The organism is Rhizobium sp. KDH_Rht_773_N, assembly GCF_052946295.1.
In genome coordinates, this window is record NZ_JBRFNB010000002.1 from 366,184 (window position 1) to 387,921 (window position 21,738).

The following is a 21,738-nucleotide window of genomic DNA, read 5'->3' on the forward strand; positions in this document are numbered from 1 at the left end:
ATAGATTTTATAGAGAATTCGACACCCTTCCTGTCATCGCTTCCTGACAATGCAACCTCAAACGGGAAACATCGACGATGACATTGGCAAAGACATTGGGAACGGCTGTGCTCGGCCTCATCTCCCTCGGCATGTTCAGCACCGTGGCAGCGGCCGGGACGAGCGCACCGCTGCTCGACAAGGTGCCATCGGGGACGGTACTGACGATCGGCGATCCGGTAACGCAGAAGGCTCTTGAGGTCTCGGGCCTCATCAAGGAACTCACTTTCGAGGTCAAATGGGCCAATCTCAGCGGCGGCCCGCAGACCTCCGAAGCGTTCCGCGCGCATGCACTCGATGTCGGCTCCGTGGCCGAAATCCCGTCGATCTTCGCCACCTGGAACAATCTTCCCGTCCGCAACATCGCCTATCGCGAACGCAAGGACCCGATTGCCAATCCGATTTACCGCTTCGGCATCGCACCCGGTGTCGAGGTCAAGTCGCTCGCGGATTTCCGCGGCAAGCGCATCGCCTTCAGCCCCGGCCAGGCCCAGGGCACGCTCGTGCTTCGCGCGCTTCACGCCGCGGGGCTAACAAAGAAGGACGCCACGCTGGTCGAACTGCCGAGTACCGGCGATGTCTATCCAAAGGCGCTCGCCAGCAAGCAGGTCGATATTGCGCCGCTCGGCGGCGTCAATATCCGCCGCTATATCAGCCAGTACGGGTCCGACGGCGCAAGCCTCGTCGAGCACGGCCTGCGTGACGATCCCTCCCATCTCTATGCGCCGCAATGGGTGCTCGACGATCCGGCCAAAGCAGCAGCCCTTGCCGAATATGTCCGCCTCTGGGCACGCGCAACGGAATGGATCGATCAGAATCCCGAGATCTGGATCAAGGAATATTACATCGGCCAGCAGGGCCTGAGCCGCGAGGATGCCGAATTTCTCACCAAGCTCGCAGGCACCCAGGTCATCCCCGACAGCTGGGCGGATGTGAAGAAGCGCCATCAGGAAACGATCAACCTGTTGGCCGACGAGCTTGGCTACAAGCCCTTCGACGTCGAACAGATCTTCGACAATCGCTTTGAAAAAATCGCCGCCGGCGCCCTGACAAGAAGCCAGTGAGCGCACGGGTCCCATCGCGAAGAGAGGAGATCGCAACATGGCAACCACCTGGGATGCAGATCACGTCAAGACATCGTCGATATCGCGGCGATTGGGCGCCGGCGTGACAACCGCCGCAAGGCCAAGAGCTTCCCGCGCCCGTCGCAGGCTCGGCCCCGGACGCGAGATACCCTTCGGGCTGCAGATCGGCCCAGCCCTGCTGGTACTGGCCTGGGTTGCCGGATCGGCATTCGGATGGATCGACCCGCGCATTCTTTCGGCGCCCTGGACGGTCGTCGAGGCCTTCGGACGGCTGATCGCCGAGGGCCGGCTGCAGGACAATTTCGTCACGTCCGCGACACGCGCGCTGCTTGGGCTCAGCATCGGTCTCGTGATCGGCACGGCTCTGGCGGTCGTCGCCGGCCTGTCCCGCATCGGTGAGGCCCTGATCGACGGGCCGATCCAGATCAAACGCGCCATCCCGACGCTGGCGCTGATCCCGCTTTTCATCCTGTGGTTCGGGATCGGTGAAGGCATGAAGGTCACCACGATCGTGCTTGCCGTCATCATCCCCATCTACATCCACACGCACAATGCCTTGCGCAGCATCGACAGCCGTTATGTCGAGCTCGCCGAGACGCTGCGCATGAGCCAGAAGGACTTCATCTTCCAGGTCGTGCTGCCCGGCGCCCTGCCCGGCTTCCTCCTCGGCCTGCGCTTTGCCGTCACGCTCTGCTGGGTGTCGCTGGTCGTGGTCGAACAGATCAACTCCACCAGCGGCCTCGGTTACATGATCGATCTGGCCCGCACCTACGGCCAGACCGACGTCATCCTCGTCGGCCTCGTGGTCTATGTGCTGCTCGGCCTCGTCTCGGACGGCCTCGTCCGCCTCATCGAACGGAGGGTCCTGTCATGGCGCCGCACTCTGGCCAACTGAAGCCTGCCGTCCACGTTGAAAATCTCGTGCGGCGTTTTGCAACGAAGACGATCCTGGACGGCGTGGAACTCGATATCGGTGAGGGCGAGTTCGTGGCCCTGCTCGGAAAAAGCGGATCGGGCAAGAGCACGTTCCTGAAAGCCCTTGCCGGCCTCGACCACGAGGTCGAGGGAACCGGTACGCTCGAGACGCCGGAAAGGCTTTCGGTCGTCTTTCAGGACGCCCGCCTCCTGCCCTGGCGCACGGTCATTCAAAACGTCACGCTCGGCCTGCCCGGTAAAACCGAACAGGAAGCCGGACGCAAAGCACTCGCCGAAGTCGGTCTCGAGGGACGGGAAGCCGCCTGGCCGAACCAGCTTTCCGGCGGCGAACAGCAGCGGGTGGCGCTTGCCCGATCGCTGGTGCGGGAGCCGGCGCTGCTGCTGGCCGACGAACCCTTCGGTGCGCTCGACGCGCTGACCCGGCTGAAGATGCATGACCTCCTGCGGGAACTTTGCGCGAAACACCGTCCCGCCGTTCTGCTCGTCACCCATGACGTCGATGAGGCCATCTCGCTTGCCGACCGGATCCTGGTGCTCGACGAGGGACGGTTCGCGGAGGATCTGCGCGTTGACCTGCCGGTACCGCGCGATCACGGCGATCCGCGCTTCGCGCAGATCCGGACCCGTCTTCTGAGCCGGCTCGGGGTCGATGCCCCCGGCCGCCACGCCGCCTGAAACCAACGGAGATCGTCATCATGGCTAGTCGAAAAAGACAGATACGGCTTGGCGCGTTCATCATGGCTACGGGCCATCATGTCGCCGCCTGGCGCCACCCGGATGCCCAGGCCGATGCCGGCCTCAACATCGATCACTATCGCGAACTTGCGCAGACCGCCGAACGCGGCAAGTTCGATCTCGTCTTCGTTGCCGACAGTCCGGCCGGCTGGGAACGGGCGAAAGATCCGGAAGCGCTGCGCCGCACGGCGCAAGGCGCCCATTTCGAGCCGGTCACGCTATGGGCGGCGCTCTCGCAGGTAACAAGCCGTATCGGCTTTGTCGCGACCGCGTCGACCACCTATGAAGATCCCTATCTGCTTGCCCGCAAATTCGCCTCGCTCGACTATATTTCCAAGGGGCGCGCGGCCTGGAACGTCGTGACCACGGGGGCCGACGTCTCCCGGAATTTCTCGATCCCCGGTCATCCGGCCCATGCAGACCGTTATGCCCGCGCCGAGGAATTTGTCGATCTGGTGAAGGGCCTTTGGGATTCCTACGAGGACGACGCCTTCATCCGTGACAAGGAAAGCGGCGTCTACCTCGACCCCGACAAGGTGCATCAGGTAAACCACAAGGGACAGTTCTTCACCGTCAGCGGCCCCTTGAATGTCGGGCGTCCGATCCAGGGCTATCCCGTCATCGTCCAGGCCGGCGCCTCGGAGCCGGGGCGCGAACTGGCAGCGCGCACCGCCGAGATGATCTTTACCGCCAACCAGACACTGGAAGACGCTCAGGAATTTTACTCCGACGTCAAGGGACGTCTTGCCCGCTACGGCCGCAGCCCGGACGACCTGCTGATCAGCCCCGGCATCTTCCCGGTTCTTGGCGGCACGGAGGCGGAAGCCAAGGCGAATTACGACTATATCCAGTCGCTCGTTCACCCCTCCGTCGCCTGGAATATCCTGCAGCGCCACTACAAGGGCGTCGATCTTTCCGGCTATTCGCTCGACGACCCGGCGCCGCCGCTGCCGGACAATACCGAGCTCAACAAGAGCCGCCTCAAGCTTGTTACCGATCTGGTCTCGCGCAACAACATGACGTTGCGCGAATTCTACCTGGCGGTCGCCACCGCCCGCGGCCACCGCACGGTGGTCGGCACGCCGGAACAGGTGGCGGATGCAATGCAGGAATGGTTCGACAATGGTGCGGCCGACGCCTTCAATATCATGCCGCCGATCCTGCCGACGGGGCTGACGGATTTTGTCGATCAGGTCGTGCCGATCCTGCGCAAGCGGGGCCTTTTCCGCGAGGAATACGAGGGCACGACACTGCGCGAAAATCTCGGCCTCCGTCGCCCGCCGAATGGCCTGGCGCTCAAGGCCCGACGCGACGAAGCGACCCGGGCGGTCGGGTAATCCGCCGAAAGAGATAGGGAGTGGCCGGGTTTGCTGGAAGACCCGGCCGTCCCATCCCTGACAATCCGATCACAGACAACCGCAGGCGCATCGCATGAGCAGCAATCCGGAATTCCTCTGGTACATCCCCAATGCCGTCAAACCCGGCCATCGCGGCGATTCCGCCGTCGAAAACCACAACAGCCTGGAGACGCTGACGAGCCACGCCAGGGCGCTCGAAGAACATGGCTGGAAAGGCGCGCTCATCGGCACCGGCTGGGGCCGCCCGGACACCTTTACTGTGGCGACCGCGCTTGCGGCGCGGACGACGCGCTTCGAGCCGCTGATCGCGATCCGGCCGGGCTACTGGCGGCCGGCAAATTTCGCTTCGGCGGCGGCCTCCCTCGACCATCTCACCGGCGGACGCGTGCGGGTCAACATCGTCTCCGGCAAGGACAATCTTGCTGCCTATGGCGACAGTGAGGGCGATCAGGCGCACCGCTATGCGCGCACCAAGGAGTTCATGCGGCTGGTGCGCAGGCTGTGGACCGAGGAAAACGTCACCTTTGCAGGCGAGCATTTCGGGGTCGCCGAATCCACCGTCCTGCCGCGCATCGCAGCTCGTGGCGACCGCCTGCACCCCAAGCTTTATTTCGGCGGCGCATCGGAAGCGGCCGAGCGCGTCTCGGCTACCGAAGCCGACGTGCAGCTCTTCTGGGGAGAGCCGCTGGATGGCGTGCGCGAGCGCATCGATCGCCTCAAACGGCTGAGCCGCGACCTCGACCGCGATCTGCCGCCGCTTCAATTCGGATTGAGAATTACGACGCTGGTGCGTGACACGACAGAACAGGCCTGGGCCGATGCCGAAGCCAAGGTTGCCGAAATGGCGGCCAGCAGCGGTGAAGGCTGGCATGATCATAAGCGCGCCGTTGCCGTCGGCCAGCAACGCCTGTTCGATCTGCACCAGCGCGGCGAAGTGCTCGATGACAATCTCTATACCACGCCCGGCAAATTCGGTGGGGGTGGTGCGGGCACGACATGGCTGGTCGGCTCCGCCCAAGATGTCGCCCGCTCGCTGCGCAAATATCAGGCGCTTGGCATCACCCATTTCGTGCTGTCGGACACGCCCTATCTCTCGGAAATCAAGCGGCAGGGTACGCAGCTGCTGCCGCTTCTGAAGACTGCGTGACGCATTGAAAACGTAAAGGAATACAGGCTCCAGGCGCCTGTATTCCTGTCTCACATCGATCCGGAATGTTAGTGAGCGCCCGCGCCACCGCCGGCCTGCGGCTTCCTCGTGAAAAGCAGGGCAAGCGCTGCCAGCGCCAGTACCACGCCGATCACGGCAAACGTATCGCTGAAGCCCATGATGAGGGCCTGCTTCTTCACGATCTGGCCGAGAGCCACGACCGCCTTTTGCGAGGCAACCGCAGGATCGGTGACGCCGTGCTGGGTGAAATAGCCGGTGAGCTGGGTCAGGCGGTCGCGCACCTCGTCCCGGGTCAGCGTGATCGACTGGCCGATGATGTTCGAATGGAACTGCTCGCGCTTCGTGAGGATGGTGCCGAGCGAAGCGGTACCGACTGCGCCGCCGAGGTTGCGCAGCATATTGGTAAGGCCGGAGGCAGCCGCGGCGTCTGCCGGTGCGATGCCAGCCGTGGTGATCGCGGTGATCGGCGTCAGCACTAGGGCTTGGCCGATGGCACGCACGATATTCGGGATCCAGAACTGGTCGCCGGCATTGTTGGCCGAAAGGGCGATGTTCATGAAGCAGCTGATCGCGAAGATCGAGATGCCGAGAAAGCCGATATAGCGGGCGTCGAAACGCTTCATCAGCACCGGCACAAGCGGAATGAGCAGGAGTTGCGGCAGACCCGTCCAGGCCAATACGTTGCCGATTTGCTCGGCATTGTAGCGCTGCACCTGTCCGAGATATTGCGGCAGGATGTAGACCGTACCGAAGAGTGCGACACCAACCAGTACGTTGACCAGCACGCCGATGCCGAAGTTGCGCTGTGTCAGCAGCCGCAGCTTGACCAGCGGCTTCTTCACCGTCAGCTCGATCCAGATGAAGGCGGCGAGGAAGACGAAGGCGACGATGCTGAGCTTGACGATGAAAGGCGAGGAGAACCAGTCGTCCTTATTGCCCTCTTCAAGCACGGTCTGCAGCGCCGACAGGCCGATCGCCATGGTGATGATGCCGGCCCAGTCGCCTTCCTTCAGAAGGCGGAGCTGCATCGGCTGCTTGTCGAGCGTCAGCGCAAGGGCCGCAGCCATGATGAGGCTCGGGATGGTGTTGATGAAGAAGATCGTCTGCCAGCCGTAATTTTCCGTCAGATAACCGCCGATCGTCGGGCCGATGGCCGGGGCGAACGTGACCGAGAGAGCGAAGATGGCAAGGCCGAGCGGCTGCTGGTTCTTCGGCAGCTTGGTCAGCACCATGGTGAAGGCCATCGGGATGAGCACGCCGCCGGCAAAGCCCTGCAGACCGCGCAGCAGGATCATCGTGCCGAGATCGTGCGCGAAGGCGCAGGCCATCGAGAAAAGCGGGAACAGGATGGAATTGACGAGGATGTAGCGGCGGAAGGAGAAGACATTGCTGAAATAGGCCGTCAGGGGAATGACGACGATCTCGCCGATCAGGTAGGACGTGGAAATCCAGGCGCCGTTATCGACGCCCGTGCCGATGCCGCCCTCGATATCCAGAAGCGAGGCATTGGTGATCTGAATATTGAGGATCGCCATAAAGGCGCCGATCATGCCGGCGAGAACGGCGATCCAATCCCTGGTGCTGGCGCTGGCACGCGGCTGCGGTATGGCGCCTGATGTTGCTGCGATAGCGGACATGACACGATCTCCTGCCCTTTCGCTCAATTGCTGGCGGCATCGGCCTTGGTGTCGATGCTCGGCTGGACGGACATACCGGGGCGCAAATCGCCCTTTTCGGCCGCATCGCCATCAAGAACGATCTTCACCGGAATGCGCTGGACGACCTTGGTAAAGTTGCCGGTGGCATTGTCGGGCGGCAGCAGCGCAAATTCCTGGCCGCTGGCCGGCGACAGGCTGTCGACATGGCCGTGATAGGTGCGGCCCGGGAACATATCGACCTCGATGGCGACAGGCTGGCCGGCATGCACATCGGTCAGCTGCGTTTCCTTGTAGTTGGCGACGATATAGGCGGCCGTCGTCGGTACCACGGCCATCAGCTGGGTGCCGGCCTGGACATACTGGCCGACACGCAGCGTGCGGTTGCCGACGGTGCCGTCGACCGGCGCAATGATGGTCGCATAGGAGAGATTGAGCTCGGCCTGCCGCGCGACCGCCTGGTCATGGGCAAGCGTCGCCTTGGCCTGGGCAAGCTCGGCGTTCAGAAGATCGACCTGCTTGGTGGCGGCGTCGAGGGCCGCCGTGTCGCGAACGATCGTCGCCTGAGCGGCCGCAATCGCGGAAGCCGCCTGCTGGGCCGTCTGGACCGGGGCGTAACCGCTGGTGGCGAGGTTGGTGTAGCGCTTGTTGTTCTGCTCGGCGAAGGTCTCGTTGGCCTTGTCGACATCGAGCGTGGCGCGAGCGGCCGCGATGGTCGACTGCTGAATATCGAGCGAAGCCTGTTTGGCATTCACGGTCGCTTGCGCGGCGGCGACATCGGCCTTTGCCTGATCGAGCGCCGTGCGGAAATCGCGGTCATCGATCCGGGCGAGCGGCTGGCCGGCCTTGACCGGTTCGTTGTCGCTGACAAGAACTTCGGCAAGATAGCCCGATACCTTCGGCGCGACCGTCGTGCTGTCTGCCTTGACATAGGCATCGTCGGTCGAAACCTCGAAGCGGCCGACCGTCCAGTAATTGTGGCCGTAGTAGGCAGCGGCAGCGATGATGGCGATGGCGGCGGCCCCAAGCAGCAGCGAACGGCCGCCGCGCCTGCGCACTGGAGCCTCTGGGGCGGGGGCTGCGACAGCGGGATCGGCGACATGCGGCGTCTTGCCGACATCGAGCGTTGCGGGCGAGGCATCGGCCGGCGCTGCGGCGGTCGATCCATCGGCCGGAGCGTTGCTGTTCAGGGCATGCAGTGTCTTGACGGACATCGTCTCTCTCCTGGTGGAAGGTCGCTGTCGTCTTGGCCGCGGCCTTGAAATCCGGTTCAAGCTCATTTAGGAAACTTGATGTTTTCCAACATATGAACTAAAAAAGAGAAGTCAACAGGAATTTGGAAAATCAAAATGGTCCAAAATCACAAAATCGAGAAGAAGCCGCGTGGCAGGCCGCAGGTGCGTTGTGATGAGGATACGCGCAGCGTGCTGATCGAGGCGGCCAACAAGCAGTTTCACGAGAACGGCTACGCCGCTGTCAGCATCGCCGCGATCGCACAGGAAGCCGGCGTTTCGACCAAGACGCTCTATCGCCTGTTTCCGACGAAAGCGGATCTGTTTTCCGAAATGGTCTCGGATCGCACCGGGCGCTTTCTGCTGGCGCTCGATCCCGGCAGCCTGGCGACGGCCGAACTCCGCCAGGGGCTGGAGCGCATGCTGATGGCCTATGGCATGCTGACGCTTTCGCAGGACACGATCACGATTACCCGCCTCGTCATCGGCGAATCCGATCGCTTTCCCGAGCTCGCCACCTCCTTCTACGAGAAGGCGATCATGCGCACCAACGCATCGATGGAAAACTGGCTGCGCCGGCAGGTGGAACGCGGGCTGATCGCGCTCGAGGACCCGCACGCCGCCTGCGGCATGCTGCGCGGCATGATGGTCATGGAGCCCCAACGCGCCGCGATGCTGCGCCAGCTGCCGCCGCCCAATATCGAAGAGATCGCCGCAAGGGCGAGAATGTGCGCGGATATTTTCCTCAAGGGATGTGCCGCTTAGGGTCATGGGAAACATGTCCGGCGAAAGATGCGCTCGGCTGGGAATGCCAGGCATTTTCCGCTGGCGGCAGAGACAGAACGATCATGGAAGCTCTATCGCGCCGGAACACCGCCGCGCCGATCGCGGCGGCGTCAGGCGAAATCGCGCCCGATCAGGCCGCAAGAACCCCCGCCTTTTTCGCCGTCCAGGTGGCGATGAGATCCATCAGCCCGGGCGAAAGGCAATCGTAAGGTTCGAGCCCAACTTCCTTGAGACGCGAGCGTACGGCGCCCATCTTCCCCGGATCGTAACCACTTTCGATGATCGACGATACGAAGGCGGCAAAGCCGGGTGCTGCCCAGCCTTTCTCCTGGAACCGTTCGGGATGGACGAAGGACAGGCCCTGGAAGGCATGGTCGCGCTCGACAGGCCCGTACATATGGACCCCGCAATCCTTGCAGGCATGACGCTGGATCAGTGCGGACGCATCGACGACCGCCAGCTTGCTTCCGTTCTCCAGAACCTCGATATTGGCCGTTGGCGCCACGGCAACCACGGAAAAGACCGCGCCCTTCGGCTTCCAGCATTTGGTGCAGCCGCAGGCGTGATTGTGGGCAATGTCGCCCTTGACGCGGACCTTCACCGGATTGCTCGCGCAATTGCACACCAGCGTACCACCGGCAAATGCCGCATCGGTCGCCCGGTATCCTGAATCCACGATCGGGTGGATCGCTACATTGTTCATGCGTTGTCTCCTTCCCTTTCTGGGCCGGGGCGGGATGCCGCGGCCAAGCCCTCAGCCGTCGCGCAAACCGCTCCACGGCCGGCGCGAGACCTCCTCCTGGGTGCAGTATATCACCACGCCGCCGATATCGTGCGCTCCTCTTCTGCCCATGCAATGGGCTCAGGCGCGAGTAGTGCCCTGCCTTTCACGTCGCGATTTCCGGTTTGTGCTAAGGTTTCACGCGGTCAGGATGGGCGGCCTGGAAGGCCGGCAGTTCGGCGCATCTGCCGTCGATTGCGACGATGCGCCTGAAATCGGCCATGTCCACGCCCCAGCGGCGGGCGTTGTAGACCTGCGGAACGAGACAAAGGTCGGCCATCGTCGGCCGGTCCCCGAAGCTGAACGCTTCATCGACGCCGCCGATCATCGCTTCCAGCCTGCGAAGCCCGTCCGTGATGAAATGCTTCATCCATGCCTCGCGGGCGTCAGCCTTGTCCGTTAGGTTCGTCAGATGCGCCACGACATGCATGTTGCATATCGGATGAATGTCCATTGCGACCGCATAGGCGAGGGCGCGCACTTTCTGACGATCGTCTATATCGGCCGGCAGCAATCCGCATCCCGGCCGAAGCTCGGCCAGATGCTCGACGATCGCCAGCGACTGGGTCAGAATTTTGCCGTCGATCACCAGTGTCGGCACGAACCCTTGCGGGTTGAGCGCCAGATATTCCGGCTTCCTGTGCGCTCCCTCCAGCAGGTTGACGGACACCGTCTTGTAGTCGACCGCCAGGAGATTGAGCGCGATGCGGACCCGATAACTCGCCGATGACCTCCAGTAGTCGTAGAGAACGACATTATTCACTGCTCTCTGCCTTCCGGTATTTTTCGACGGTCTGCTCGATCGCTCCGAAGATCGAACGGCCGGCGCGATCCTTCATCTCGATGCGCACCTGATCCCCGAACTTCAAGAACGGCGTCTTCGGCGAACCGGTTTCGATCGTCTCGATCATGCGGATCTCGGCAATGCACGAGTAGCCGTCTCCCCCGTCTTCGATCGCCCTGCCCGCTCCACCATCCAGCTTGTTGGAAACCGTTCCCGAACCGATGATCGTCCCTGCCGCCAGATTGCGGGTCTTGGCGGCATGAGCGATGAGCTGGCCGAAATCGAACGTCATGTCGATGCCGGCATTCGCCTTGCCGAATGCCCTGCCGTTCAGGCTCACAAGCAGCGGCAGAGACACTTTGCCGTCATGCCACGACGCTCCAAGCTCGTCCGGCGTCACCGCGACCGGAGAAAATGCCGATGCCGGCTTGGACTGGAAGAAGCCAAATCCCTTTGCCAGTTCGTCCGGTATGAGACCGCGCAGCGACACGTCGTTGACGAGCATCACGAGACGGATGGCCTCGCGCCCTGCCTGCGCACCGGAACCCATGGCAACGTCGCCGGTGATGACGGCAACCTCGCCCTCCATGTCGATCCCACAGGTCTCGTCAGCCGCCAGGATCGGGTCTCGCGGCGCGAGGAAACCGTCCGAACCGCCTTGATACATCAGCGGATCGGTCCAGAAGCTCGCCGGCATCTCGGCGCCCCGCGCCCTGCGCACCAATTCAACATGGTTGAGATAGGCCGAGCCGTCGGCCCATTGGTAGGCCCGCGGCAAAGGCGATGCCGCGTCGTGCTCGTGAAACCGGATCGTCGGCTGGGCTCCGGTCTCGATACTTTCGGCAACCTGCGCCAGTCTTGGAGCCACCCGCTCCCAGTCGTCCAGCGCCGCCTGCAACGTGCGGGCAATGTGAGCGACGTCACAACAGCGGGTAAGGTCACGGGAGACGACAACGAGCCGGCCGTCCCTCGTGGAGTCTTTTAACGTTGCAAGTTTCATATCCCATTCCCGCGCCAGAGGTGTCGGACGATCTTCCGTTCATTCCGTCATTTGATGCCGGGGGTTCCGTCGAACTTGCGTTCCAGGCCGTCCCAGCACTCGAGGTAATCATCCTGCAGCGTTTCAAGCTCGGCGGCATATCTCGTCAGTTGCTGCGGGTAGCGGGTCTCGAACATGAAGGCCATGGTGTCATCCAGCTTCACGGGCTTGAGTTCGGAATTGGATGCCTTTTCGAAGGCGAGCGCATCCGGCCCGTGGGGAAGCATCATGTTATGCAGGCTCATGCCGCCGGGGACGAAGCCCTCTTCCTTGGCATCATACCGGCCATGGATCAGCCCCATGAATTCGCTCATGATGTTGCGGTGGTACCAGGGCGGCCGGAAAGTATGCTCGGCCACCAGCCAGCGGGGCGGAAAGATCACGAAATCGACATTCGCCGTACCCGCATCCTCGGTCGGGGCGGTCAGGACCGAAAAAATCGACGGATCGGGATGATCGAAGCGGATCGCGCCGACGGGAGAAAACGTCCGCAGATCATATTTGAACGGGGCGTAGTTGCCGTGCCAGGCCACGACGTCAAGCGGCGAGTGGCCGATATCGGTGACGTAGAATTTTCCGCACCACTTCACATGGACGCGGCAAGGCTTTTCCTTGTCTTCGAAGGCGGCAACGGGTGTCTTGAAGTCGCGCGGGTTTGCCAGGCAGTTCGCGCCGATGGGACCGCGGTCCGGCAGCGTGAATTTCGCACCGTAATTTTCGCATATATATCCGCGCCAGACAGTCTGCTCGCCGCCTCTGAGAATCTTGAACATCATGCCGCGGGGTATGAGGCAGATTTCCAGGGGCTCCACGTCCATGATGCCCATTTCGGTAAACACCCTGATGGCGCCAAGCTGCGGCACGATCAGCAGTTCGCCGTCGGCGTTGAAGAAGTAGTCGTCGACCATGTCCTCGTTGAAGGCGTAAGCATGTGCTGACATTCCCACCTGCGTCGTGACATCGCCTGCCGTCGTCATTGTCCGCACCCCCTGCAGAAACGTCAGCGTCTCGGTCGGCGCGGGGATGGGGCTCCAGCGAAGCTGGCCCAGAGGAAGCGAATGCTCGTCCAGGCAAGGCGCGGTCTTCCAGTGCGGATAGGACATATTCGTGAAGCGGCGGGTGTGGCGCACGCTCGGGCGAATGCGATAGAGCCAGGATCTTTCATTCGTCCCGCGCGGCGCAGTGAAGGGCGAGCCGGAAAGCTGCTCGGCATAAAGGCCGTAGTTGCATTTCTGAGGGCTGTTCTGGCCCTGGGGCAAAGCGCCGGGAAGTGACTCCGTCTCGAAGTCGTTGCCGAAGCCCGGCATATATTTCAGCTTGTTTGCCGTCGCAGCTTCAGCCTCCGACGTCTGGATCGATGCCTGGTCCATTGCGCAATTCCTCCCCGAAAACGCTACGGCGCCTCGCGCCTTTCAAAGGCGCGCGGCGGCCCCGGAGTTTACTCCGCCGCAGTGTGGATGACACCACGCTTGATTTGATCGGCTTCGATCGACTCGAAGAGCGCACGGAAATTGCCCTCCCCGAAGCCCTCGTCGCCCTTGCGCTGGATGAATTCGAAGAAGATGGGGCCGATGACGGTCTTGGAGAAGATCTGGAGCAGGATTTTCGTCATGCCGCCATTCACCACGCCTTCGCCATCGATCAGGATACCGTGCCTCTTCATGCGTTCGACAGGTTCGCTATGACCGTTCACGCGCTCATAGGACATGTCGTAATAGGTTTCCGGCGGTCCCGGCATGAAGCGCAGACCGTTGTCGGCGAGCCTGTCGGTGGCCTCGTAAATATCTTCCGTGCCAACGGCGATATGCTGGATACCCTCGCCTCCGTATTTCTTCAGATATTCCTCGATCTGGCTCGTGTCGTCCTTCGATTCATTCAGCGGAATGCGGATCTTGCCGCAGGGCGAGGTGATGGCGCGGCTCACCAGACCGGTGATGCGCCCATCGATATCGAAGAAGTGGATCTGCTTGAAATTGAACAGGTTTCTGTAGAAATCCCACCACTTGACCATGTTGCCGCGGAAGACGTTGTGGGTGAGATGGTCGAGATAGTAGAAACCGATGCCCTGAGGATGCGGGTTGCGCTCGCCCAGCCAGTCGAACTCGGCATCGTATGCCGATCCCTTTGCGCCATAGGTATCGACGAAGTAGAGCAGCGAGCCGCCGATGCCGACGATCGCCGGGACGTCGAGCGCCTTGTCGTCCCCCTCATAGGGAACGGCGCCTTTCGACACGGCGTGATCGAAGGCATGTCCGGCATCGACCACCCGCCATGCCATCGATGGAGCACAGGGACCATGGGCCGCGACGAAACGCGCGGCATGGCTGCCGGCTTGCGCATTCAGGACATAGTTGATGTCGCCCTGGCGCCAGACGGTGATGTCTTTCGTCTTGTGCCTGGCGACCGGGACATAGCCCATGCGGGTGAAGAGCTCGCGCAGCTTGTCGGGCTCGGGATGGGCGAATTCAACAAATTCGAAGCCGTCGGTGCCGGCCGGGTTGTCGGCCGTAATTTCCGAAGGCGGCGCATCGTGCGGAAAAGGACCCATTTTCTCCTCCTGGGAATTGAACTTCGCCAGTGCAAAGTGTGGCCCAAAACGCATGCAAAGTTCTTGCATTCTTCATGTTCCAGGAAGAGACTATGCACGGTCCGTGAGCGTTTTGGAGATTTTGTGCAATGGATGAACAGCTCGACAAACTGGATTTGCGCCTGCTCCAGGAACTTCAAAAAGACGGCCGGTTGACGAATAACGAACTGGGGGAGCGGATCGCGCTTTCCCCCTCGCAATGCTCGCGCCGGCGCACGAGACTGGAGGCAGAGGGATATATTCGCAGCTACAGGGCCTATCTGGATCAACGGAAGCTGGGGCTGGATATGCTCGTGGTCATTTCCGTCACGCTGGCGACCCACAACAGGGACAATGCCCGCCGGTTTTCGCAACTGATCAATGGCCTTCCGGAAGTTCTCGAAGCCTATGCACTGACGGGTGAAATGGACTATCACCTGAAAGTGGCCACCCGCGGGCTCGCCGACCTCTCGAAATTCGTCAACGACGTTCTCCTGCCCCACGAGTCGGTGCAGCATGTGAAGACGTCGATCGTTCTCGATACGCTCAAGACATTCGAAGGCTTTCCGGTCTCCGTGCCGGGGCATTGGCATGGCGACGGCCCGCGGTGATGCCAGCGTCGGGGCTCGCAACGGACATCTAGATCGGCAGTTCGGTCGAGAATTTCAGCTCGCGCAGCACAAAGCTCGATACGACCGTACGCACATGGGGGTTGCGCATGAGGTAGCGGGTCATGAAGGCTTCGTAGCTTTCCACGTCCCTCGCCCGGATCTTCAGCATATAGTCGAAAGCGCCCGACAGGGCGTAGCACTCCATGATCTCCGGCCGCTCCAGCACCACAGAAGCGAAGGACGCGACCGCCTCTTCGTGATGATCCTCCAGCGTCACATGGGCGATCACGCAGAGCTTGAGATCGAGCTTTCCGGGATCGAGCAGCGTCACACGCTTGCGGATAACGCCGTCGGCTTCCAGTTCCTGGAGCTTCCGCCAGGCCGAGCTTTGCGACATGCCGGCCTTTTCCGCCAGGTCGGCCAGCGAAAGGCTGCCGTCCGCCTGGATGAGCTGCAGAAGCTTGCGGCGAAAATTCCCGGGTTCTTTCATTTCATGCGCCAAATTCGGGAAGATTTGCCACCACTATGGCAATAGCCAGCACGAAAGAAAAGAAAATCCTCGAAATGCGGGGGATAATGGCAGAAACGCCATCCCGGGAGGATCAGACCATGACCAAGGAAAGCAGCTACACCGCCAAACTGCCCGGCCCGGACGGTCTGTACGACTATACTCCCGAAGAGGACGCGATCTGGGGTGAGCTTTACCAGCGTCAGATGAAGCTGCTCGCCGACACGGCCTGCCGCGAATATCTGGACGGCGTCAAAATGCTGGGCCTCAGGCCCGACAAGGTGCCTCAGCTTCTCGATGTGAACAGACGCCTGAACGAAACCACCGGCTTCGGCGTCGAGGGCGTGCCCGCGCTCATCCCGCCCTCACGCTTTTACGAACTTCTGTCGCAAGGCAAGTTCCCGCTCGCAACCTTCCTGCGCCGTCGCGAGCATATTGACTATATCGAGGAACCGGACCTGTTCCATGAAGTCTTTGGCCATTGCCCGATGCTGACCAACCAGAGCTACGCCAATTTCGTCCGCCATTTCGGCGAAACCGCAATGCGCCTCGGCAAAGGCTATTCATGGCATCTGTTCCGCATCTTCTGGTTTACCGTCGAATTCGGCCTGATCAATACGCCGCAGGGCCGCCGCTGCTTCGGCGCAGGGATTGTCTCATCGCCGAGCGAGGCAAAGGCGGCAATGGAAGGCACTGCCTGCGAATTTCGGCCGTTCGATCTCATGACCGTGCTCAGAACACCGTACCGGATCGATATCCTCCAGCCGATCTACTACGTCATAGACAGCTTCGCCGATCTTGAAGCGATCGTGGAGCAGGATATCGGCGATGCGATCCTGAAGGCGAAATCGCTGGGTGATTTCGCCCCCAGTTTCGAAGCCAAGGCTTCATGAGCCGCTGACGATATCGCGATCGCGGCGGCGAGTTTGCCTCAAGCGATACGTTTGGCCTTTGCAAGCGACCAATAGGCCGGTCCCGACTCGACCTTGTACCCGATATCGACACGCGGGTTCCTGGCGATCACGTAAGACAATGCGATGATCCCGAGCAGCGGCAGGTCCGTCAGTATCTTCTTCTCGGCCTCCTGAATGATGGCAATGCGCTTGTCGAAATCGGGCTCGTTCTGTGCCTTGGCAAGAAGCGCATCGATGCCGGGGATGGCAACGCCGTAATGGCTGTAGTTGCCGCCACCCTTGCCGTCGGCCTTGACCTCCGCGGAGGCGGCAAGCTGGGTTGCAAGGGTCAGCGTCGGAACCGGCGGGAAGCTTGAGGAGTAGAGAGCAAGTGCGTTCTTGTCCTGGCGATTGTCGGAATGGAACGTCGTGTGGTCGATGATCTTGAGATCGAGCGTGATACCCGCCGTGCGCAGCTGTTCCTGGATCATCAGCATGATCGAGGCATAGTCTTCGCGCTGGCTGACATAACAGGGAATTGTGACGCCGCCGGGAAAGCCCGCTTCGGCCAGCAGGGCCTTGGCTTTTGCCGGATCCGGCTTGTATTGCAATTCAGGAGGCAGATCCTCGACCTTTACGGAACCTGCAAACTGCGAAGCGATGACACCCACCATGGGGCTTGCGATGCCCTGGAAGGCGGCGGCAATCGCCGCGTTGTCGATAGCGTAACGGATCGCCTGGCGGACTTTCAGATTGTCCAGCGGTTTGCGCGTCAGGTTGATGTTCAACGTGTTGTGCGAACCGGGGGCCGTCGCATCGAAGATCGTATCCGACGAACGCTGCTTCATCGTCTCGATCCAGCCCGGGGCGCGCACGCCTTCGATCATGTCCACCTGCCCGGCAGCGAAGGCGAGCGTCCGCGCCGTCGTATCGGCAATGAAGGTGATACGCAGGTTCGGCGTTGCCGGCGGTCCGTCGAAATGTTCCGCAAAGGCGGTCAGAAGCAGCCCGTCATTGGCGTCAAAGGATTGAAGCTGAAACGGACCGGTGCCGATCGCGTCGGTATTGAACCCCTCGCCTTTTTCCTCGAAAGCTTTCTTCGACATGATCGAGACGCTGAGCGTGGAGGCACAGCTTCCGTTGAAGAGCGGATCAGGGCTCTTCAGCGTGAAGCGGACGGTCATGGGATCGACGGCTTCACAGCTGGCGATATTGGCATAGATCACCTTGTTGGCCGTCACCTGCTTCGGATCGAGCTGCCGCTGAAAGGTGAAGACGACATCATCGGCCGTGACCTCGCCGTAGTTCTTGTGAAACTTGACGCCCTTGCGGATCTTGTAGGTCCAGGTCTTGGCATCCGCCGACGATTCCCAGCTCTCGGCAATGCTCGGCAGGAACTCGTCCGGCTTGACGGCCCAACGCCCCTCCGGCGGTTTGACCAGCGTATCGAAAAGCTGGTTGATCGCCCAGTTGTCACCGCCATTCAGGCCGGTCTGCTGCGGATTGAGGCCAACCGGCGCGCGGGACGCCAGCGCGATGGAAATCGTATCTCCATCGCCCGCCTCGGCGAGGTCCAGGCCGATTGCGGACGCCACGGCCGCCGTCGTAACGGCAAGTCCGGACTGAATCAGAAACTCTCTGCGTGATGCGCTCATTTCCTTCCTCCCAAGGACAGTGTTGCGACGGACTAATGCTGGATCGCGATCTTGCGCCGCTCCAGTTCGGCCGCATCGAATTCCATTCCGAGGCCGGGCGACTGCGGCAGTTCGAACCGGCCGTTCTTTGGCTCCGATGGATTGACGAACACGGAAGCTCCTCTCTCCCAGTTGTCCGCCAGTTCCACCGGCTTGGCCAAATGCATGATCGTGCTGAGCACGTGAATGTTGGCGAGATGTCCGATTGTCGGCTGCGTCTGGTGCGGGACGAGCTCGACGCCGGCGGCATGCGCGATAGCCGCGCATTTCATGATGCCGGTTATGCCGCCCATCTTGACGATGTCGGGCTGGACCATGCGCACGCCGGCATCGATGAGATCGCGCAGCGCCTGCAAGGTGTAGGTCTGCTCACCGGCCGACACGGTGATATCGAGCCGTTGCGCCACTTCGCCCATGGCGCGCACATTGTAATGTTGCACCGGCTCCTCGAACCAGGTGTAGCCCAGATCCTCCAAGGCCCGGCCGACGCGCATGGCGCCACCGACGGAGTAGCCGTTATTGGCATCGAAACCGAGGACGAAATCGTCGCCGAGCAGCTTTCGCACGGCTTTCGCCTTGGCGATATCGCCCGGAATATCGACATCCTGGCGGCTGCGATCGCCATCCCAGCGGATCTTGACGGCGGCGGGGTTTTCCCTGGCCACGCGCCTTTCAACGACGCGAACCACCTCGTCGACCGTTCGTGCCGCATTGCCGCCGATCGAGGAGTAGCAGGTAAGGCTGGTTTTCCAGGCGCCGCCGAGCAATTTGTAGACGGGCTGGTTGAACAGCTTTCCCTTCAGGTCCCAGAGCGCGATGTCAAGTGCGGCAAGGGCGGCGGTCGTGATCCCCTCCGGTCCGAGCTTTACACAGCGATGAAACAGGTCGTCGAGCAGGACGACGTGATCAAGAACGTCCTTGCCGATCAGAAACCGCGCCATGTCGCGCGCGATGACCACGAGCGAAGCATAGCCGCCCTGCATGGGCGAGGCCTCGCCCATGCCGAATGCGCCGTCCTCCGTTTCAATACGGACGAAGGCACTCTTCGACGCATTTGGACCATCGCCCAGCGCCAGCTGGAACGGTTCGATTTTTGTGATCTTCAATATTTCCTCCCAATGCTTTCAGTCACCATGTGACGGCGATGTATTTCGTCTCCGAAAATTCCAGAATGCCGTGGTGGGCGCCTTCGCGCCCGAGGCCGCTCTGCTTGACCCCGCCGAAAGGGGCGGCCGGATCGGATACAAGGCCGCGATTCAGGCCGACCATCCCGGCTTCGAGCCTTTCGGAAACCCTGAGCCCGCGCGCGAGGTCGCGGGTGTAGACGTAGGAAATCAGCCCATATTCGGTATCGTTCGCAGCGGCGATTACCTCTTCCTCCGACGTGAAAGTGGTCAGTGCGGCAATCGGCCCGAAGATCTCCTCGCGGACGATCCTGGCGTCGGCGGTCACATCGCGGATGACGGTTGGCGGGAAATAGTAGCCATCCCTTTCCAGCAGCTTGCCGCCGGTCAGCACCTTGGCGCCGCGTCCGGCAGCCTCGGCAACGAGATCGTCGATGCGCTCGAGCGCTTTCCGATTGATGACCGGACCGCACTGCGTGGCCTTGTCATAGCCGGCTCCCACGGTCATGGCGCCCATGCGCGCCGCAAGTTTTGCGGAAAATTCATCGACCACATCGGCGTGAACGTAGAAGCGGTTTGCCGCCGTGCACGCCTCGCCGCCATTGCGCATCTTGGCGACCATCGCCCCCTCGATCGCCGCATCGATGTCGGCATCGTCAAAGACGATGAAGGGGGCGTTGCCGCCAAGCTCCATCGAGCAGGAAATCACGGTATCGGCCGCCTCATGCAGCAGCTTGCGGCCGACCTCCGTGGAGCCCGTGAAGGAGAGTTTGCGCACGCGCGGATCGTGCAGCATCCTGCTGACGACTGGACCCGATTGTTGCGTGGTGATCACGTTGACCACGCCATCAGGCACGCCGGCTTCGGCATAGAGGGCTGCCAGAGCATAGGCCGTCAGCGGGGTTTCGGTCGCCGGCTTCAAGACGCAGGTGCAGCCGGCGGCAAGCGCCGGGGCAATCTTGCGCGTCGCCATGGCGGCTGGAAAATTCCAGGGCGTGACGAGAACGGCGACACCGATCGGCTGATGCTGGACGATGATCTTGCTGGCGCCTGACGGCGCCGTCGAGATTTCACCGTTGAGCCGCACGGCCTCTTCCGAAAACCAGCGAAAGAATTCGGCCGCATAGGCGACCTCGCCATGGGCATCGGCCAGGGTCTTACCGTTTTCCAGGCTGATCAGTTCGGCAAGCATCTCCTTGCGCTCGATCATCAGCTCGAAACAGCGCCTGAGAATTTCCGAACGCCTGCGCGGCGCCGTCGCCGCCCAGGACGGCCCGGCCGCATGTGCTGCCGATACGGCATCCACGGCATCGTCGATCGACGCGTCGGCAACAGCCGCGATGACGGAACCGGTCGAGGGATCGATCACATCGAGCCGCTTGCCTGTCGCTCCGCTACGCCATTTGCCGTTGATGAACAGGTCCGTCGGGACCAGGCGCAGATCGAACCCGATCTGGGGGGGGAATTTCTCCATGAGGGTCATGGTCAGCTTGCCTTCCTTGAGCGTGAATGAGCCCTCAGAGCATCGCGATTGCCGCCAAAGGCGGCTTCCACGAGGACTGTCATGGACGCAAGATCCAGGGGCCGGGGGTTGTTCTTGATGAGCCGGGCGCTTCCCATCGCCTGCTCGGCCACCTGCGGTAACTGGTCCTTGCCGATTCCGAGATCGGCGATCGTCGCTGGAATGCCGATGCTGGCAAAAAGTGCCGCCACCGCATCGATGGTGGCGTCGGCCTGCTGTTCGGCCGAGCGCCCGCCGATGTCGAGCCCCATCGCCTGGCCGATTTCGCCGATCTCCGCTTCGCAATGGTTTCGATTGAACTCCATGACATAGGGCATCATCACGGCAACGCCCGCACCATGAGCGGTATGCGTCATCGCCCCGACCGGATACTGCACGGCATGCGCAGCGGCGGTTCCGGCGACGCCGAAGGCAAGGCCGGCTGCGGTTGCGCCGAACATTAGGCGTTGACGCGCCTCGATATCCCGGCCGTTGTCATAGGCGCGCTTCAGGCTGGCGCAGATGTGTGAAATCGCCAGCAGGGCATAATGATCGCTGAGCGCATTCTTGCCGAGGAACACATGCTCGTGGACGATACTGCCGGTCGGTTCGCGGCGGACGGTCGTGAAGGCTTCGATTGCATGCGTCAGTGCATCCGCACCTGAAACCGCGGTCAGGCCCGGCGGGCAGGAATAGGTCAGCTCGGGATCGCAGATTGCCGTGTGGCAGATGAGATGCGGACTTGCGATACCGACCTTGATGGCGCGGTCAGGATCGGTGATGACGGCAACGGGCGTCACCTCCGAGCCGGTACCGGCAGTCGTGGGCAGCAGCAGGAGCGGCAGGACCGGACCGGGAACCTTGAACTCGCCGTAATAGTCCGAAGCGCGCCCGCCATGCGTCAGAAGCAGCGCTGCGACCTTGGCCGCGTCCAGGCAGCTGCCGCCGCCAATGCCGATCACCATGTCGGCGCCAAAAGCGGCTCCCGCTTCCAGCGCACTGTTTATGCAGTCGAGCGGCAGCTCGGCGATCGTCCGGTCGAAGACTTTGACGTCGACGCCGGCCCTCCTCAAGCCGTCGACAATTGCCTGAAAATCAGCTTGCGCACTGAACCGTTCGTCGGTCACGACAAGCGCCCTGCGGCCGAGCGTTGCCGCATAGCCGGGTAACGCGGCCCGTTGGCCTGCGCCGAAAACCAGGTTGCGTGTGGATCGCAAAGTACCAAAAAGCGACAAATTCCTTC

The 21,738-nt window shown here is 61.8% G+C and carries 20 protein-coding genes; 8 read left to right on the forward strand and 12 right to left on the reverse strand.

Annotation, left to right across the window (positions count from 1 at the left end; genetic code table 11):
- Positions 1–77 precede the first annotated feature (77 nt).
- The 5 genes from ACU8HS_RS23625 (at position 78) to ACU8HS_RS23645 (ending at position 5,300) form a co-directional block, all read left to right on the forward strand.
- Positions 78–1,103, forward strand: a complete 1,026-nt coding sequence (locus ACU8HS_RS23625; RefSeq protein ID WP_447016331.1) for an ABC transporter substrate-binding protein — start codon at positions 78–80, stop codon at positions 1,101–1,103.
- A gap of 37 nt (positions 1,104–1,140) precedes the next feature.
- Entirely contained in the window at positions 1,141–2,019 is an 879-nt protein-coding gene (locus ACU8HS_RS23630; protein ID WP_447016332.1) for an ABC transporter permease, read from the forward strand.
- Entirely contained in the window at positions 1,995–2,735 is a 741-nt protein-coding gene (locus tag ACU8HS_RS23635) for an ABC transporter ATP-binding protein (RefSeq protein WP_112755151.1), read from the forward strand. The genes ACU8HS_RS23630 and ACU8HS_RS23635 overlap by 25 nt, the downstream gene beginning before the upstream one ends.
- Positions 2,736–2,755: 20 nt before the next feature.
- On the forward strand, positions 2,756–4,132 hold the full coding sequence (locus ACU8HS_RS23640) for an LLM class flavin-dependent oxidoreductase (protein WP_112755149.1): 1,377 nt from the start codon (positions 2,756–2,758) through the stop codon (positions 4,130–4,132).
- A gap of 94 nt (positions 4,133–4,226) precedes the next feature.
- Entirely contained in the window at positions 4,227–5,300 is a 1,074-nt protein-coding gene (locus tag ACU8HS_RS23645; protein WP_447016333.1) for an LLM class flavin-dependent oxidoreductase, read from the forward strand.
- Positions 5,301–5,368: 68 nt separating this feature from the next.
- Here ACU8HS_RS23645 and ACU8HS_RS23650 read toward each other — a convergent pair whose 3' ends face one another.
- Both ACU8HS_RS23650 and ACU8HS_RS23655 read right to left on the reverse strand, forming a co-directional pair.
- Positions 5,369–6,958: a DHA2 family efflux MFS transporter permease subunit gene (locus tag ACU8HS_RS23650; protein ID WP_113497332.1), complete on the reverse strand. Its 1,590-nt coding sequence runs from the start codon at positions 6,956–6,958 to the stop codon at positions 5,369–5,371.
- 23 nt (positions 6,959–6,981) lie between these two features.
- Positions 6,982–8,190 (reverse strand): HlyD family secretion protein, encoded by a 1,209-nt coding sequence (locus tag ACU8HS_RS23655; RefSeq protein ID WP_447016334.1) that lies wholly within the window; start codon positions 8,188–8,190, stop codon positions 6,982–6,984.
- Between the two features lie 135 nt (positions 8,191–8,325).
- Between ACU8HS_RS23655 and ACU8HS_RS23660 the strand changes: the two genes are divergently transcribed.
- Entirely contained in the window at positions 8,326–8,973 is a 648-nt protein-coding gene (locus ACU8HS_RS23660) for a TetR/AcrR family transcriptional regulator (RefSeq protein WP_112570577.1), read from the forward strand.
- A gap of 151 nt (positions 8,974–9,124) precedes the next feature.
- Here ACU8HS_RS23660 and gfa read toward each other — a convergent pair whose 3' ends face one another.
- The 5 genes from gfa to hppD all read right to left on the reverse strand — a co-directional run bounded on the left by gfa (position 9,125) and on the right by hppD (position 14,146).
- Positions 9,125–9,697 (reverse strand): S-(hydroxymethyl)glutathione synthase, encoded by a 573-nt coding sequence (gene gfa, locus ACU8HS_RS23665; protein WP_112570579.1) that lies wholly within the window; start codon positions 9,695–9,697, stop codon positions 9,125–9,127.
- A 208-nt stretch (positions 9,698–9,905) separates the two neighbouring features.
- Positions 9,906–10,538, reverse strand: a complete 633-nt coding sequence (gene maiA / locus ACU8HS_RS23670) for a maleylacetoacetate isomerase (RefSeq protein ID WP_113413318.1) — start codon at positions 10,536–10,538, stop codon at positions 9,906–9,908.
- Complete coding sequence (locus ACU8HS_RS23675) at positions 10,531–11,559, reverse strand: fumarylacetoacetate hydrolase family protein (RefSeq protein WP_113413319.1); 1,029 nt, start codon at positions 11,557–11,559, stop codon at positions 10,531–10,533. Before ACU8HS_RS23675 ends, maiA begins: the two co-directional genes overlap by 8 nt.
- 47 nt (positions 11,560–11,606) lie before the next feature.
- A complete protein-coding gene (hmgA, locus tag ACU8HS_RS23680; RefSeq protein WP_112570582.1) occupies positions 11,607–12,968 on the reverse strand; it encodes a homogentisate 1,2-dioxygenase in 1,362 nt (453 codons plus the stop codon).
- A gap of 68 nt (positions 12,969–13,036) precedes the next feature.
- On the reverse strand, positions 13,037–14,146 hold the full coding sequence (gene hppD, locus ACU8HS_RS23685; RefSeq protein WP_447016335.1) for a 4-hydroxyphenylpyruvate dioxygenase: 1,110 nt from the start codon (positions 14,144–14,146) through the stop codon (positions 13,037–13,039).
- A gap of 128 nt (positions 14,147–14,274) precedes the next feature.
- On the opposite strand from hppD, the gene ACU8HS_RS23690 reads away from it, so the two are divergent.
- Positions 14,275–14,775 carry an Lrp/AsnC family transcriptional regulator gene (locus tag ACU8HS_RS23690; RefSeq protein ID WP_112755135.1) on the forward strand — a complete coding sequence of 167 codons (501 nt, stop codon included), beginning with the start codon at positions 14,275–14,277 and terminating at the stop codon, positions 14,773–14,775.
- A gap of 28 nt (positions 14,776–14,803) precedes the next feature.
- Here ACU8HS_RS23690 and ACU8HS_RS23695 read toward each other — a convergent pair whose 3' ends face one another.
- Entirely contained in the window at positions 14,804–15,265 is a 462-nt protein-coding gene (locus ACU8HS_RS23695) for an Lrp/AsnC family transcriptional regulator (RefSeq protein WP_112703350.1), read from the reverse strand.
- A 119-nt stretch (positions 15,266–15,384) separates the two neighbouring features.
- On the opposite strand from ACU8HS_RS23695, the gene ACU8HS_RS23700 reads away from it, so the two are divergent.
- The gene (locus ACU8HS_RS23700) at positions 15,385–16,176 is read left to right on the forward strand and encodes a phenylalanine 4-monooxygenase (RefSeq protein WP_112570586.1); all 792 of its coding nucleotides are present in this window, start codon (positions 15,385–15,387) and stop codon (positions 16,174–16,176) included.
- A gap of 38 nt (positions 16,177–16,214) precedes the next feature.
- Here ACU8HS_RS23700 and ACU8HS_RS23705 read toward each other — a convergent pair whose 3' ends face one another.
- Genes ACU8HS_RS23705 through ACU8HS_RS23720 form a run of 4 tightly spaced genes read right to left on the reverse strand, consistent with a single transcriptional unit; the run spans position 16,215 to position 21,730 of the window.
- Positions 16,215–17,831, reverse strand: a complete 1,617-nt coding sequence (locus ACU8HS_RS23705) for an ABC transporter substrate-binding protein (protein ID WP_112755133.1) — start codon at positions 17,829–17,831, stop codon at positions 16,215–16,217.
- Between the two features lie 32 nt (positions 17,832–17,863).
- Positions 17,864–18,976 carry a mandelate racemase/muconate lactonizing enzyme family protein gene (locus ACU8HS_RS23710; protein ID WP_447016336.1) on the reverse strand — a complete coding sequence of 371 codons (1,113 nt, stop codon included), beginning with the start codon at positions 18,974–18,976 and terminating at the stop codon, positions 17,864–17,866.
- Positions 18,977–18,998: 22 nt separating this feature from the next.
- On the reverse strand, positions 18,999–20,477 hold the full coding sequence (locus ACU8HS_RS23715; protein WP_447016337.1) for an NAD-dependent succinate-semialdehyde dehydrogenase: 1,479 nt from the start codon (positions 20,475–20,477) through the stop codon (positions 18,999–19,001).
- A 2-nt stretch (positions 20,478–20,479) separates the two neighbouring features.
- Positions 20,480–21,730 (reverse strand): iron-containing alcohol dehydrogenase, encoded by a 1,251-nt coding sequence (locus tag ACU8HS_RS23720; protein ID WP_377312693.1) that lies wholly within the window; start codon positions 21,728–21,730, stop codon positions 20,480–20,482.
- Positions 21,731–21,738: the final 8 nt, after the last annotated feature.